This is a genomic window from Kribbella turkmenica, from assembly GCF_004348725.1.
In the GTDB taxonomy this organism is placed as follows: domain Bacteria; phylum Actinomycetota; class Actinomycetes; order Propionibacteriales; family Kribbellaceae; genus Kribbella; species Kribbella turkmenica.
Genome location: NZ_SMKR01000193.1, coordinates 1 through 13,264, shown reverse-complemented (window position 1 = coordinate 13,264; position 13,264 = coordinate 1). Strand labels below are relative to the sequence as shown.

Sequence of the window (13,264 nt, the reverse complement as noted above, 5' to 3'; positions counted from 1 at the left end):
TTGTCGAGCGCGTTGAGCTGGGCGGGTGACGGGACGCGGGACGGGCGGGCGAGGTCGAGCCGGTACAGCCAGGCCCAGCGTGTGCCGTTGCGCCAGACCAGCAGCGCACAGGGCTCCCGGCCGCCCGGGCACATCCGCAGGGAGCGGAGCTGGCGGCGGGTGGCGAGTCCTGCGGGTGCCCACCGGAACCGGAACACCGGGGTGCCGTGCAGGTCCCAGCCGAGGGCTTGCTGGCCGTTCCACAGCTCGATCCAGCGCGACGCGGCCGGGTGCAGGCTGGCGCGGTCGATCGGCGCGGGCATCAGCGCTTGCCCTTGCTGGTGGTGTTGTCTCCGGCGCCGCGGACGGCGCGGATGTGGTTGACGACGTGGCGGCCGAGCCGGACCCGCAGCCCGGAACCGTCGCACTTGCCGCAGTAGCGATACGCGCGGCCGAACGGGGACTTGAACTTGCCCGCGCCCTTGCAGCGGCGGCACTTGCCGAACGGCCAGATCAGGCAGCCCAGCAGGTAGATACCAACGGCGATGGTCACGATGAGTGTCACCGTGGCGACCTGTCCGGCCGTCTGCGCGGTCGCGGCGAGGTCGAGCGGGGCGCTACCCAGATAGCTACTGTGGGTAGCGGCGGTGAGGGTAGAGGTAGCGGCGTGGTTCAGCACTGGAAGCCTCCAGAGGGCTGTTTTTGGGCGTGAGGGACCGTGGCCGCTACCCGCTACGCGGTGATGAACGGCCTGGTCAGATCAGGGTTGCGGGGTAGCGGGACGGGTAGCGTTGCCGCTACCGGTAGCGGTCCGGCCGCTACTTCGGCCGTCCCGCACCCCTCATGCAGTTGGTTACTCTGTGTTGCCCGCGGCCTAGTGGCCGGCGGTGTCGCGGCGGTCGATCGCGGCGCGGATGTCGTCGGCGCGGCAGCCCTTGCGGTTCACGCCGTCGCGCTTCACATCGCGGCTCGGGACGTGCAGGGCGCGGGCCTGCGCGCTGATCGCGTCCGGGGTGGTGCCGTTGTACTGCTCAGGCATCTGCTCCGCGAGCCGTCCAGCGATCGCCTCCCAGTGCGCGGCGGTGTCGGCACCGAGCACGGTGAGGATGTCGGCCAGCACGTCCCGGCTGGCGCGCTCCAGCTCCTCGCCCACGGCCGCGCCGGACAGCGTGCCGAGCCGTTCGCGGTGCTTGCGGGCGGCGTCGAGGATCTTGTCCGCGTCCTTGCCGTCGGCAAGGAACCCGCGCACGGTCGGGGTGTAGTCGCTCGCCCCGTACAGATACCCGACACCTCGGAACTTGTCCCCGACCGGCAGCGAGGAGGCGTCGTAGCCTTCGGCGTAGGCGTCGCCACCGAGCACGGCCATGGACACGTCGCGGTTGCCGCACTTGAGCGCGAACCGGATGGTGTGGTTGTCGCGGTAGCGGTTGAACAGCCGCTGCACGTCACCCGCGCCGACACCGGAAGGCTTCTGCGAGCTGGACACCAAGATCACGCCAGCGCTCGGCCCAATCGCGAGAATCTTGGACAGCTTGTCCGCGACCTGCTTGTTCACCTCCTGGCTGGCGGTCTCGAAGTACACCTGGAACTCCTCCATCACCAGCACCATCACCCGCAGCTCCGGGTAGCGGCGGTCCCGGGCGAGCTGGGGGGTGAGCTTGCCGTCCGGGCACTCGTCCACCGGCAGGGACGTGAGCTTGGCGTTGACCTTGTCGATGTGGTCGAGAACCTCGTCCAGGACCGCGAGCAGGTGCCCGATCGGGTCGTCATCGAGCGGGTTGGGCAGCTCACCGAACACCATCCGGTGCGCGACCTTGCGGAACCCGAGCCAGTCCGGCGACTTCTTGCCGTCGACAACGATCAGCTTCACCCACGGGTCCAGCGCGGCGTGCAGCGCGATTAGGCGCGCGGTGAACGTCTTGCCCTTGCGCGGCTGGGCACCGACCAGGACCGAGAACCACATCAGCGACAGCTCGACCAGGCGGTCGCGCTCGTCCTTGCCGAGCTTCATCGGCTCCCAGATCGAGCGCGGCTTGGCATCCAGCATGTCCGTGCGACCGGCCGGGATCGCGAGCGGGTCCTTGTCGGCGACGAACAGCACGTGACGGCGGCTGGATGAGTCGTCCTCGGTCAGGAACACCTGCCGCATGTGCACGTCCAGGCCTGAGGCGATCTTCTCCCGCGACTTCAGCACGTCCGACCAGGACTTGCCCCACGGCAGATCGATCACGACCTGAGTACCGGTATCGGAGGCGTCGCGGGACATGATCGACCCGAACGTGACCTGCTGGTCTTGGCGGTCGGGGTTGCCGAGACCGGCCGCGTAGTAGGCGCGCAGGACGATGTCGGCGGTGAGCTTGCGGTACCGGGGCGCGACCACGGCCGTGCCCACGATGGTCTGCCCGGCCGGGCGGCCGTAGTGCGCAAGACCCGCCGTCGCCAGCGCGCCAGCCGCGACCAGGGCCGCGCCCGGAGCGGAGCTGTAGAGGATCGGTGCGCCGATCAGCAGACCTAGGTTCTGGACCGCCAGCACGCCACCGCGCCACATCCGGGTCGCCTTGAGCTGGCGGTGGATCTTCTCCCACTCCTTCAGCTCGCCCGCGTCGGCGGCCTTCTGCTCCAGCACGAACGAGTTCGGCACCCACCACCACCTCAGCTGGTTGCCGACCAGGCGGGTCAGGCCGCGACCGGCGAACCAGCCGAACTTGGCTGTGTACCAGGGCGAGCGGACCGCGTGGAACGCGGCCACGTGACCGGTCCGCGCCAGCGCGCGGCGGATCGTGCCGCGAAGGTTCCCCGGCCGCAGGTGCACAGGGATGATCGGGATCCGCGCGCCCTCCTGCACCGGCAGCGCCAGTCCCGGCGTGTCCACCGGCACCAGCACGTTCCCGGTCGCCGGGTCGTCGTCGGCGTCGTCCAGGGCGATTTCGTAGGCGGTGTCCATTCGCTCGACCTCGGACGGCGACAGCGGCACCACTGCGCCGGCCGATCCGTCTCGGTCCTGCGGGGACTCGTCGCGGCGGGCGCGGCGCGCCTCCAGGTCGATCGGCTGTGCGAGGTCGTTCGGCAGCTCGTTGTTCATCGGCTCGGTCATGTCAGTGGCTCCCGTTCTCGCGGGTGTGGATCAGGTGGGCCAGCGCGGCGCCCATGCCGAGCACGGCAACGGGCAGGCAGGCAACGGCAGTGGTGATCGGCCACGGCGCGGCTGTGACGCCAGCGGCCTCCAGCAGGTGATAGGCGACCTGCCCCAGCGCGCCCAGACCGAGCGCAGACAGCGCCGACCACTTGGCGAACCGGCGCGCCTTTGCGGGGACGCGGCCGGACAGCCACACCCGCAGCGCGAACGCGGCGTAGGTCTCGACACCGATTGGCAGGGTGATTGCGGAGTTGATGGTGAAGCCGTCCGCGATACCGGGCAGCGGGTGCACGACCCCGAAGCCGGTCAGCTCACCGAGCCCGACCCAGCCCGACCAGACCGCGACGAACGCGGGCAGCGCCAGCAGCAGCATCGGCCACGACCGCACCGGCCGTTCCTTGTCCCCGGTATCGGCGGCGGTGTCCGTGGTCTCGTCGTCGGTCTTGGAGATGCCCCTCTCCTCCGATTCCGCGGGGACCACCGCGACAGCCGTCGGCGTGGCCTCCGGGACCGGGTCTACAGGCGGCGTGACCTGCACGAACGTCTCATCGGCGGTCTCGACAGCAGTGTCTGGAGTCGTGGCGTCTGCCGTGGTCTCGTCCGGGTCCGGCACCGAGTGCAGGTGCCGCTCAGCGGCCAGCGCGGCATGGACCGCCTTGGCCTTGTCCTTGCCCACCCGCAGGTGCTTCATCAACCGGTTCTGCGACGGCAGCTCACCCAACTCGGCCGCCAGATTGCGCGCGGCCGGGATCAGCTCGGCCACCGGCACCGGGTACGACGTACGCAGCGGAGTGCTCACCACTCCACCCCCTTGCCAGCCATGACCTGACGAGCGTCGGCCAGGAACCCGGCCAACACCCACAGATCGCCATACGCCGTCGCAGCCTCCGCCGACACCGCGTCGCGGCGGGGCATCTCACCGGCCAGCACGAACCGCGACAAGTGCTCGAACCGCGCGGCCAGCTCGTCCCGCACAGCGTCGGCGCTATCGATGCCAAGCCGGTCAGCCCAGCTCTGCTCCAGCGTCAACACGCGACGGCGGCTCATGCGGCACCGTCCGTGGCAATCTCGCGGTCGACCAGCTCGCGACCAACCTCCAGGACCCGACGCGAGGCGCGCCGGACGCGACGCGTCTCCAGCTCGGACGCGTACGGACCCGCATTGATGAACGCGATCTGCGCGTCCAACAGGTCCAGCTCGGCCGCGATCAACGGCCATTCCTGCTCGATACCGGCCAAGTCCGCAGCCGATGGTTCCTGGCTACCGACGGCCGACAGGTGGATGATGCTCATTGGGTTTAGCTCCTGTTCGTGAAGGGACTGGTGCGGCCCGGACGCCTCGGCGGCTGCAACCGCCGGGGCGTCACCTTTTGGCGCCTGACCAGAACATGAAGCGATACTAAGGTGCGCACCACGGTAGCGCTTCTGCGACTGTTGCGCAAGCAAGGTGCGATACCCTGGATAGGTGAGTGATCTACGCGAAGAGTTGACCTCGGCCACGCGGCGGTACCGAGAGACTGAGGCTGCCCACGAGCAATCTCGGACGGAGATGCTGGCGGCTGTCCTAGCGGCGCTCCGTGGCGGTGTGCCGCCTACTGAGGTCGAGCGGCTGTCGCCGTTCACGGCGGCGTACATCCGGAGAGTTGCCCGCGCGGAGGGTGTCCCGCCAGCGGCACCGGGACCGAAGCGGGTGAGCTCCTGAGTGGTCGGCTCGTTCATGCGTCCAGCGTCGAGGCCAAACGAGCGATTGATGTGCACTCGGCAGGCTGCGCACTTTTGTGCGCATTGTTCGGGCTGGCAGCCGGTTCACTAGAGGGACTACATCAACCGAGGGGAAGTGCAGATGCACGTAGGTGAGCGCATCGGGGCGTACCGCAAGCGGCGCGGCATGTCGCAGGACGCCCTGGCTGGCCTCATCGGAATGTCGCGCTCTTGGCTCTCGCAGGTCGAGCGCGGCATTCGTGGTGTCGATCGACTGTCCACCCTGAACGACCTAGCAACCGTCCTCCGCATCGACGTGGCGGACCTGATCGGTCGCGACTGGATTCTCGCGCCGGACGCATCCGAGCAAGTGACGGCGGTCGACGCCGTACGCAGCCAACTCGCGGGCTATCACCACCTGCTTGGTGAGCCGACGTCACCGTGGCCTCTTCCGCAGCTCCGCAACGGCGCTGTGCAGGTTAACCAGGCTTACCAGGCAGCGCAGTACCAGAGGGCGACCGCGATGCTGCCAAACCTCATTCAGGCCGCAGACGCGTACGACGGCTACCAAGGCCGCGACGGTCGGGAGACACACCTTGCCCGCTGCTCGGTCTACACGGCGGCCGCGAAGCTCCTGACCAAGGTCGGCGAGCACCAGCTCGGCTGGCTGGCCGCAGACCGCGCCACCCACGCGGCTTTGGCCGCCGAGTCGAAGGCCGCGCAAGGGATGGCCGCCTATCAGGTGGTCATCGCTCTACTCCGCAGCCAGCGAACCGACGATGCCGAACGCGTCGCCGTTCGGTCGGCAGAAGGTCTTATGTGCCTCGCTGGCTCGGATGCACCCGACGCCGTGTCGCTCGCCGGGTCGCTGTGGCTCATCTCGTCCGTCATCGCCGCTCGCCGCTCCGATCGCGCGACGTCCACCGCTCGACTCGATACGGCTACGCAGCTCGCCGACCTCCTGGCGCACGACGGCAACCACTGGTGGACTGCCTTCGGCCCGACCAACGTCCTGATCCATCGAGCGTCGGTCGCAGCCGAGTTCGGCGATCCGTCCGGCGTACTGCGAGTGGCAACCGAAATCGACACCGAAGCTATGCCGGCCGGTCTGCAAGGCCGCCGCTCACGCCTACATCTCGACCTCGCTTGGGCTCAGGCTCAGGCCAAGAACGACATGGAAGCGATCCTCCACCTCAAACAGGCTGAGCGCGTCGCTCCCGAGTCGATCCGCTACCACACCATCGCCCGCGAGCTGGTCCGCGAACTCCTCAAGCGTTCCCGCAAACCCACCCCAGCCCTAACCGCAATCGCGACCCGCGCAGGAGTCCTCGCGTGACCAACCGAACCCTCTACATCGTCGTCTGCGGCGCGCCGCTCGCTTCCCGCACCGCAGACGGCGTCAAGGCCGCCCGAGCCAACGGCTGGGACCCCTACGTCATCCCCACCGAAGCGGCCATGCCCTGGCTGGCAGACCAGGACCTAGGGAATGCCCCCGTCATCACCGGCAACCGCACCCCAGACCAGCCGAAGCGCACCCCACCGGCTGACGCCGTAGCCGTCGTCCCCATCACCTTCAACACTCTCAACGCCTGGGCCAACGGCAACGCCAACACGTACCCACTTACGACGCTTTGCGCAGCCCTCGGCTCGCACACACCAACTGTCGCGGTGCCCTTTGCGAAGCACGACCTTGCGGGGCACCCCGCGTGGCTCGCTTCTCTGGCTGTGCTCCGCTACGCCGGGGTGATTCTGGCTGACCCTCACGACGGAGCGGAAAACACCGTCGCTCCGATAACCTCCGGGACCGGCGAGACCGTAGCCAACGGGTTTCGCTGGGAGTGGGTATTCCATCACCTGAACCCTGCAGAGTGACGGTCGTGGCACCGCCCCGAATTTCTCACATTGAGCGCGAAGGAAACCGGGCGCGTGGCGCCGCAATCGCTATTCACACCTTGTACTTCGCACTGCGTTTCTTGAACGCGTCCTCGCCGCCGTCAAGGATTTCACACGCATGTTCTCGCATTCCGCAGGATTCAAGGATGAATTCAGAGTCATTCTTTTCCGAACTGTGTTCGAGGGAACCAGTCAGATACTTGAACATCAGCCCGTCCCGGTTGCGCCGATCGTCGCCATGTCGGTTGGCCACGACGATCTGTTCTGAGTCCGCTCCGATAGCCAAATTGGCATCGTGCGTCACCATTAGGATCTGGCGATCCTTCTTCCGCTTCGACAGATAGGGAACGATTGTCTGGTAGATCGAGCGGCTGTCTAGATCGTCCTCCGGCTGATCGATCAGTAGAGGCCAAGGCTCCGATGATTCATTCATGATTAGAGTCAACGCGAACAGAGCCTGCTTACCCGGCGTCATCGAAGAAACCGCGAAGCCGCCGATGCGGTCTCCGTCTAATGTGGCGAAGAACCGGCTTTCAGGCGTCAGCGTGATGGTGCTGCTTGCTACAACGGCAGGAGACTCGCCTCGCCTCAACTTCTGGGAACCTGAGCGCACCGCCTCGAGAAAGCGCGCGATATCGGCCATCACGAAGTCGTGCCTGATAATCTCACCCTGCGAGCGGTCAAAGTAGAGCGTGTTCTCCTGCCGGTTGTAGACGCTTGAGACAGCAGACAGAGCCTCCGCTGTCATCCGAGTTTCGATATCGAACTGCATTCCATCCAGCGTCGTGGTCAGGGTGACGAACTCGTTCTTGAGCTTTTCGAAACAGGATTCCTTCAAAGCACGTTGCTTCTCGATCGCCTCGATCCGGCCTGCTTGGGTCTTCTTGGCAGCTTCTACGGCGTCGATCTTCGCATCGATCACCTTCAGCAGCTCGACCTGATGATTCTGGCTGGCAACAAGAGCCTCAAGTTCGGTATTCTCGCGGTTTTTTCGTATTAGCTCAGCGTTATCTCGTTCGAGCGATTCAAGTTCTTCCGTCAGGGCTCTCTGCTCGACATCAAGCGCTGACCGATAGTCAACGAACGCTTGCCCTATCGCCGACCGCAGAATCTCCAAATGACTACTGAGGACTGGGTTAACCTTGGCGGCCAGGTCGGGCGGAATCGCAGTTAGCGACGGATGCATGTTGATCGAGGGGGCTATCTCCGGGGCGGCAGCGTAACTGCCGTTATCAGAGGTCACATATGGCTCAAGGACCGCGATCTCATTCGTGATGTCTTCGACACGCGCCCTAATCTCCGAGGAGCGCTCGACGATCCCCTGATATTTCAACACCTCGTCTTCATTGAGCGAGGACGATTCACGCAGCGCCTTTACCCGAGCCGCGATCGTGTCTCTAGTTACGACTATAGCCTCACGGTCGCCAAGGTCGCGCAGTTCGGAGCGCAAATCCTCGATCACTTCCGCCACATCGAACCACTCTTGCACGAGTTGGCGAATAGCGAGATTTGAAGCGTGGACGTCCGCGTCAACTTTCTGATGGAACTGTTCGAATCCAGGGTTCAAGCGATATAGCGCAGGTTGAATCTTGGCGTTTACTTCGTTCGGCCTATCACTGATTGCAAACAGGGAATTCTGCGGAATGTAGACAATCTTTCCCGTCTTGACGGTCGGATCGCCCCATTCGACGCTGCACCTTATGTGCGCGACATCCTGCCACGTCAGTCCCGCCGCCGGCCCTGCCTTCCCAGCCTCGGCCATGCCGCTCATCTCCTGCTGCTTGACCGTGTAGTCGGGATCGACGGCATGCGCGATGTGGGCTAACAGGGTTGACTTGCCTGACGAGCGACTCCCGATTATCGAGACGAGGTTGGAATTGAAGTCGATACTGTCGGGAAATTCGGTCGTTCCGGCGAAATGCACCCTCGAGATGTACTTGTACGGCTCCTTCACATCGGGCTTCAGTGTCTGTATGCGGACACGCTCGGCGGGCTCAATCAGCGTTTGAAGGAGGCCTTCGTAGGTCGGATCGGCCTTTATCCACGTTATCTCATTAAATTCCCCATCGGACTCGACGGGCTTCCCTAAGCGCTGTTCAAGCTGCTCGTACGAGTGCGCGTCACTCCCGGCAAAGACAGGTTTAGGAGTCGATACCTGCTCCGGATCTTCGTATCTCTTACGCGAAAGAAACCAATCTACATTGGCACTGTTGCCGAACACAGCATCTGACAACTTATCGATTTGGTCCGCAATGTTGGCCTTGCGTTGTTTACCGGACTCGGCCCGAATGCCGCCATTATTTGACGGCACGATAATGAGAAGGTTCTCCTTCCAAGGCCGCCGAGATCCGAATGTATCCTCGATTGCTGTCTTGAGGTCCGACCGCGTCACCGTGGCGGACTCGAAGTTGCCTCTCGCCTTCAACTCTGAGCAGGGCAACTGCCGGTCATTATCATCGGTCAGTTGAGTCTTCAGCACCGATAGGAAGTGGCGGATCTTCTCTTGCGTGATGTCTGGGCGGAATATCAGATGCAACTCAACTGACTCCTGCTTGCCATTTACGACATCATTCAGGCGGAGTTCCAGATTAGGAAAGAAGACCTTATCGCTTGCGGGATAGCGGTCCTGGTGCTCCTTGACCACCTCGAAGAAGCTGTCGAGGTTGAAATAGTCTGCGATTCCAAATACAGCTACGTCTGACGCCTCTAATGTGTCACAAAAGCGGTCCCAATCGAGCGGCTTATATCCGTCGCTCATCTTCGTGCCGGGAGCGTGGATGTGAAGATCCCACTTCCGCCACTCGGATCCCCGCACGTAGCGCGGCGCTGTCGTACTCATGTCCCCCCTGCATCCCCCTGCTATCGCGGTTCTCGACACCGCGTCGGTTCGAGTCCTTACTCTAAGCAACCGATGCCGAGGGGCAAGATCTGGGCGGGAAGAACTTCGAACGGGACGTCTGTCTCCGTTCGCAGGAGCTCCTCCGCGTCACCTGTGCGCGCCATCCGGAGTAGTGAGCTTCGGTTCCTTGGAAGGCCGGAGTCGGGGCGTCTGGAGGCAGCAGGTAGGCAGCGAGAGCCTTGATCTGCGACGTGGTCAAGACGCTCTGGTGTCGCGGTTCCAGCGCCTCGCGGGACGGCAGCGCGCTGCATGCGACGCAGGATCCGCCTTCACACCGAAGAGGTCACTGGTTCGAACCCAGTATCGCCCACCGGAGCACCCACTGAGAGCGGAACCCAGCACCAGCCGGGTCCCGCTCTTGTCGTTTCCGGACCTCGTCAGGCGGTCCGCCGGCTCGAGATCGTGGGGCCGGAGGCCTGTCCGCGGGTCGCGACCACGGTCCGGCCGGGTGGCGATTTTTCAGGAGTGTTCGGGCGCGAAGATCGACGGAGGGCTCTGCGCGAGTGCAGGCGTGGCCTCCTCGATGGCGAGCTCGACGACCGCAGTGCAATCTGTTCGCCCGCACTCGCAATCGAAGGCCTGGACGGCATGGTTGCCACGTCGGCGGTGGTGTCCCAGGCGGAGTCTTTCGGTGGCCTGGTCCGCGAGGCGGCGATTGCTGACCCGAAGCAAGGACTGCCGCTCCGCGGTCGTACGTGCCGCGGGGCAAGATGCCAGGATCGCGCTGAACCTCTGCTCGACGGCCCTGACGGTTTGCTCGACAGTCTGACCGTCGACCACGACAACGCTTGCGCCGGTCCCCTCCACCTGGCTCTGCACCAGCTCCCATCCCCAGACGTAGTCCTTGTGCACACCTTCGGGGTGCCGGCGTTCCAGCCTTGCGAGCTGTTCTTCTCGGGAGGGCATGAGCCACACCGCATTCCCGGCAACGCCGGCCATCCTGGGAGTGACCTGTGCGCCTTCGACCACCACCGACGTTCGCACGGATAGAGACTGAACGTCTTCCATGATCATGGGTCTGCGATCGAAGTCGCCGGGACCGGTTCCCAGGACGTGAAGCCCGGCCGCAGCCGCGCGCTTCTCGTGGTCGAATGCATGCGCATCCACGCTGTACCAGAGAAGTCCGTGCTTTCGCGCGAGCAGGCGGCCGACCGTCGTCTTCCCGGCCGCCGCGGGGCCACCTATCCAGAGAATGCTCGCGCTTTCAGAACCCGGTGCCTTGCTCATCTGTCTAGACGAGCCAGGTGCCGTCTTGCATGAGGACGCGGTTGGACAGTTCGTCGACTTCGCGCCAGGACTGAATCTTTGTCGGAGTGATGCGGAAGTAGGGGTAGGCAGACCTGCGGGGGTCGAAGCCTGCTTTGGCGGCGAAGGCTTCTGCTTCGGAGTGGGGCAGGTCCTGCGACCGCATGGTCTCCGAGGTGCCGGCGATGTGGACGACGTCCCGGGTGTGGCCGAGGGTCAACTGGACGGCGGAGTTCGCACGAAGATTGCGAGCGGTGGGGTTGTTGCGCGCGGTCGAGAGGAGCAGGGTCTTACCGTCCCAGAGGAAGGAGAGCGGCATCAGGTACGGCGCGCCGTCCGCCGACACGGTCGCGACCCACAGGTCGACGTCATGCTCCAGGCGGTACAGAGTGTCCTGCTTGCGTACGGACAGCGGGCGCGCCGGCTCTGTCATGGTGGAACTCCTCCGAGGTGATGGGCTCTGCAGTGTCACATGTACGGCGGATCGCACGTCACACCCATGACGGCGCCCGGCCGGGAAGGTGACAGGTGAAGAGGGACATGGTGGAGATGAGCGAACACGACTGGCTGGCGGACCGGTTCGAGGAGAACCGTGAACACCTGCGCGCGGTCGCGTTCCGGATCCTCGGCTCCGCATCCGAGGCCGAGGACGCCGTCCAGGAGACCTGGATCCGGCTCAGCCGGTCCGACGCGGACACGATCGAGAACCTCGGCGGCTGGCTGACCACGGTCGTCGGGCGGATCTGCCTCGACATGCTGCGGACACGGCGCGGCCGGCCCGAGCAGCCGATCGGCGACCACTCCCCCGTCCTCGAGGACGCCGCCGTACCCGATCCGGAGCTCGAAGCGCTGCAGGCGGACTCGGTCGGTCTCGCGCTGCTCGTCGTACTCGAGACGTTGACGCCGGCCGAGCGGTTGGCGTTCGTGCTGCACGACATGTTCGCCGTGCCGTTCGAGGAGATCGCGCCGATCCTCGGGAAGTCGCCGGCGGCCGCGCGGCAGCTCGCTTCGCGGGCGCGGCGGCGGGTGCAGGGTACGCCGGAGCCGCCTGGTACCGACGCGCACCGGCAGAAGGAGATCGTGACCGCGTTCCTGGCGGCGTCCCGGAGCGGGGACTTCGAGGCGCTGCTCGAACTGCTCGATCCCGACGTCGTACTGCGGGCGGACGAGGCGGTCGTGGCGCGCGGTGCGAAGGCGGTCGTGCTCGGCGCGACAGCGGTGGCCGAGCGCTTCTCCGGGCATGCCAAGGCAGCTCGCCTCACGCTGATCGACGGCCTCGCCGGCGCCGTGTGGTCTCGCCACGGCGAACCACAGGTCGCCTTCGACTTCACCGTCGTCGATGGCCGCATCACCGCCATCGCCCTCCTCGGCAACGCCGACTACCTGGCGGACGTGCACCTCGTGCCCCTCGAACCCTGAGGTCCCGCGTTCTGCGGTTTCCGGGGAGATGGAACAGGTGGGGCTGATGTTACCGGTGAGGTGAGCATCGCGCTCGTGCGGTCCGGATCTCGACCCCCCGGAATCCGGTTTTTACAGACGCGGAAAGTGCGCTACTGTTCTGCTCTCGCACCGAGCGGAACAGTCGCCGGAGCGATGCGGACGTAGCTCAGTTGGTAGAGCGCAACCTTGCCAAGGTTGAGGTCGCCGGTTCGAACCCGGTCGTCCGCTCGGAGAGGGTTCGGCAGGCCAGCTTTCTCACTGGTGGAGTGGCCGAGAGGCGAGGCAACGGCCTGCAAAGCCGTGTACACGGGTTCGAATCCCGTCTCCACCTCGAAACCCCTCGTACGGGTTTCACAGCTGTTGGACGATTGGCGCAGCGGTAGCGCGCTTCCCTGACACGGAAGAGGTCACTGGTTCGATCCCAGTATCGTCCACGAAGGCGATGGGCGACTCGTGTCCGCGGAGAGCGCGGAGCGGGTCGCCTTCGTCGTTTGTGCGGCTGTGCTGCGCTTGCCGCGAGCGGCGGCTTCGCCCCCCGCACCCCCTGTGGGCCTTCGCTTCGCTCGGCGGCTGGGGCTGGTCGTCGCGGTTCAGTTGCCGGCGTGGGTTGCCCGCCACGGTCGGCTGACTGGCGTGGTTGCCCGCCGCGGTCGGCTGATTGACGTGGGTTGATCGCCGCGGGTGTGTTGGCGGGTGGGTTGGTCGCCGTGGTCGGGGGTCCGGTCCTGGTTGATGCTCGTGGCGGCTCCCCGGCTCGGGTTGTCCGCGCGGTTCAGGTGCCGGCGCGGGTTTCTCGCCGCGTTCGGCTCTCGGCGTGCGCTCCTGGTCCCGGCCGGCTCGCCGGCGTGGGTGCGCGCTGCTGGGGAAGTTGTACGATGCCTGTCGAAGTTTGATGGGGATCGAAGGAGGAGCTGTGCGGGCCTTGGTGCTGGAGAGTTTGGGTGGACCGGGGGAGTTGCGGGTGGTGGAGGT

At 65.5% G+C, this 13,264-nt stretch carries 12 protein-coding genes and 3 tRNA genes; 6 read left to right on the top strand and 9 right to left on the bottom strand.

Annotation, left to right across the window (positions count from 1 at the left end; translation table 11 throughout):
* The 6 genes from E1218_RS31010 to E1218_RS30985 form a co-directional block, all read right to left on the bottom strand.
* A partial coding sequence (locus E1218_RS31010; protein WP_325052871.1) for an RRQRL motif-containing zinc-binding protein occupies positions 1-302 on the bottom strand: 302 nt, incomplete at its 3' end.
* Complete coding sequence (locus E1218_RS31005) at positions 302-658, bottom strand: hypothetical protein (RefSeq protein WP_132326598.1); 357 nt, start codon at positions 656-658, stop codon at positions 302-304. The genes E1218_RS31005 and E1218_RS31010, both read right to left, overlap by 1 nt.
* Before the next feature lie 195 nt (positions 659-853).
* On the bottom strand, positions 854-3,073 hold the full coding sequence (locus E1218_RS31000; protein WP_132326597.1) for a cell division protein FtsK: 2,220 nt from the start codon (positions 3,071-3,073) through the stop codon (positions 854-856).
* 1 nt (position 3,074) lies between these two features.
* Positions 3,075-3,914 carry an ABC transporter permease gene (locus tag E1218_RS30995; RefSeq protein ID WP_132326596.1) on the bottom strand — a complete coding sequence of 280 codons (840 nt, stop codon included), beginning with the start codon at positions 3,912-3,914 and terminating at the stop codon, positions 3,075-3,077.
* Positions 3,911-4,162, bottom strand: a complete 252-nt coding sequence (locus E1218_RS30990; protein WP_132326595.1) for a hypothetical protein — start codon at positions 4,160-4,162, stop codon at positions 3,911-3,913. Before E1218_RS30990 ends, E1218_RS30995 begins: the two co-directional genes overlap by 4 nt.
* The gene (locus tag E1218_RS30985) at positions 4,159-4,407 is read right to left on the bottom strand and encodes a DUF6284 family protein (protein ID WP_132326594.1); all 249 of its coding nucleotides are present in this window, start codon (positions 4,405-4,407) and stop codon (positions 4,159-4,161) included. Before E1218_RS30985 ends, E1218_RS30990 begins: the two co-directional genes overlap by 4 nt.
* A 550-nt stretch (positions 4,408-4,957) precedes the next feature.
* Here E1218_RS30985 and E1218_RS30980 point away from each other — a divergent pair.
* On the top strand, positions 4,958-6,151 hold the full coding sequence (locus E1218_RS30980) for a helix-turn-helix domain-containing protein (protein WP_132326593.1): 1,194 nt from the start codon (positions 4,958-4,960) through the stop codon (positions 6,149-6,151).
* Complete coding sequence (locus tag E1218_RS30975; protein ID WP_132326592.1) at positions 6,148-6,687, top strand: flavoprotein; 540 nt, start codon at positions 6,148-6,150, stop codon at positions 6,685-6,687. The genes E1218_RS30980 and E1218_RS30975 overlap by 4 nt, the downstream gene beginning before the upstream one ends.
* 73 nt (positions 6,688-6,760) lie before the next feature.
* Here E1218_RS30975 and E1218_RS30970 read toward each other — a convergent pair whose 3' ends face one another.
* From E1218_RS30970 to E1218_RS30960, 3 genes are all read right to left on the bottom strand, one after another.
* A complete protein-coding gene (locus E1218_RS30970; protein ID WP_132326591.1) occupies positions 6,761-9,547 on the bottom strand; it encodes a TrlF family AAA-like ATPase in 2,787 nt (928 codons plus the stop codon).
* 519 nt (positions 9,548-10,066) lie between these two features.
* Positions 10,067-10,834, bottom strand: a complete 768-nt coding sequence (locus E1218_RS30965) for a nucleoside/nucleotide kinase family protein (protein ID WP_132326590.1) — start codon at positions 10,832-10,834, stop codon at positions 10,067-10,069.
* 4 nt (positions 10,835-10,838) lie between these two features.
* On the bottom strand, positions 10,839-11,285 hold the full coding sequence (locus E1218_RS30960) for a pyridoxamine 5'-phosphate oxidase family protein (RefSeq protein ID WP_132326589.1): 447 nt from the start codon (positions 11,283-11,285) through the stop codon (positions 10,839-10,841).
* 95 nt (positions 11,286-11,380) lie between these two features.
* Here E1218_RS30960 and E1218_RS30955 point away from each other — a divergent pair, with 95 nt between their 5' ends.
* The 4 genes from E1218_RS30955 to E1218_RS30940 all read left to right on the top strand — a co-directional run bounded on the left by E1218_RS30955 (position 11,381) and on the right by E1218_RS30940 (position 12,726).
* Positions 11,381-12,271 (top strand): sigma-70 family RNA polymerase sigma factor, encoded by an 891-nt coding sequence (locus E1218_RS30955; RefSeq protein WP_325052870.1) that lies wholly within the window; start codon positions 11,381-11,383, stop codon positions 12,269-12,271.
* Positions 12,272-12,447: 176 nt separating this feature from the next.
* A tRNA-Gly gene (locus E1218_RS30950) sits at positions 12,448-12,520 on the top strand.
* Positions 12,521-12,552: 32 nt separating this feature from the next.
* Positions 12,553-12,623: transfer RNA gene (locus E1218_RS30945), tRNA-Cys, on the top strand.
* 31 nt (positions 12,624-12,654) lie between these two features.
* Positions 12,655-12,726, top strand: a tRNA-Val gene (locus E1218_RS30940).
* Positions 12,727-13,264 lie beyond the last annotated feature (538 nt).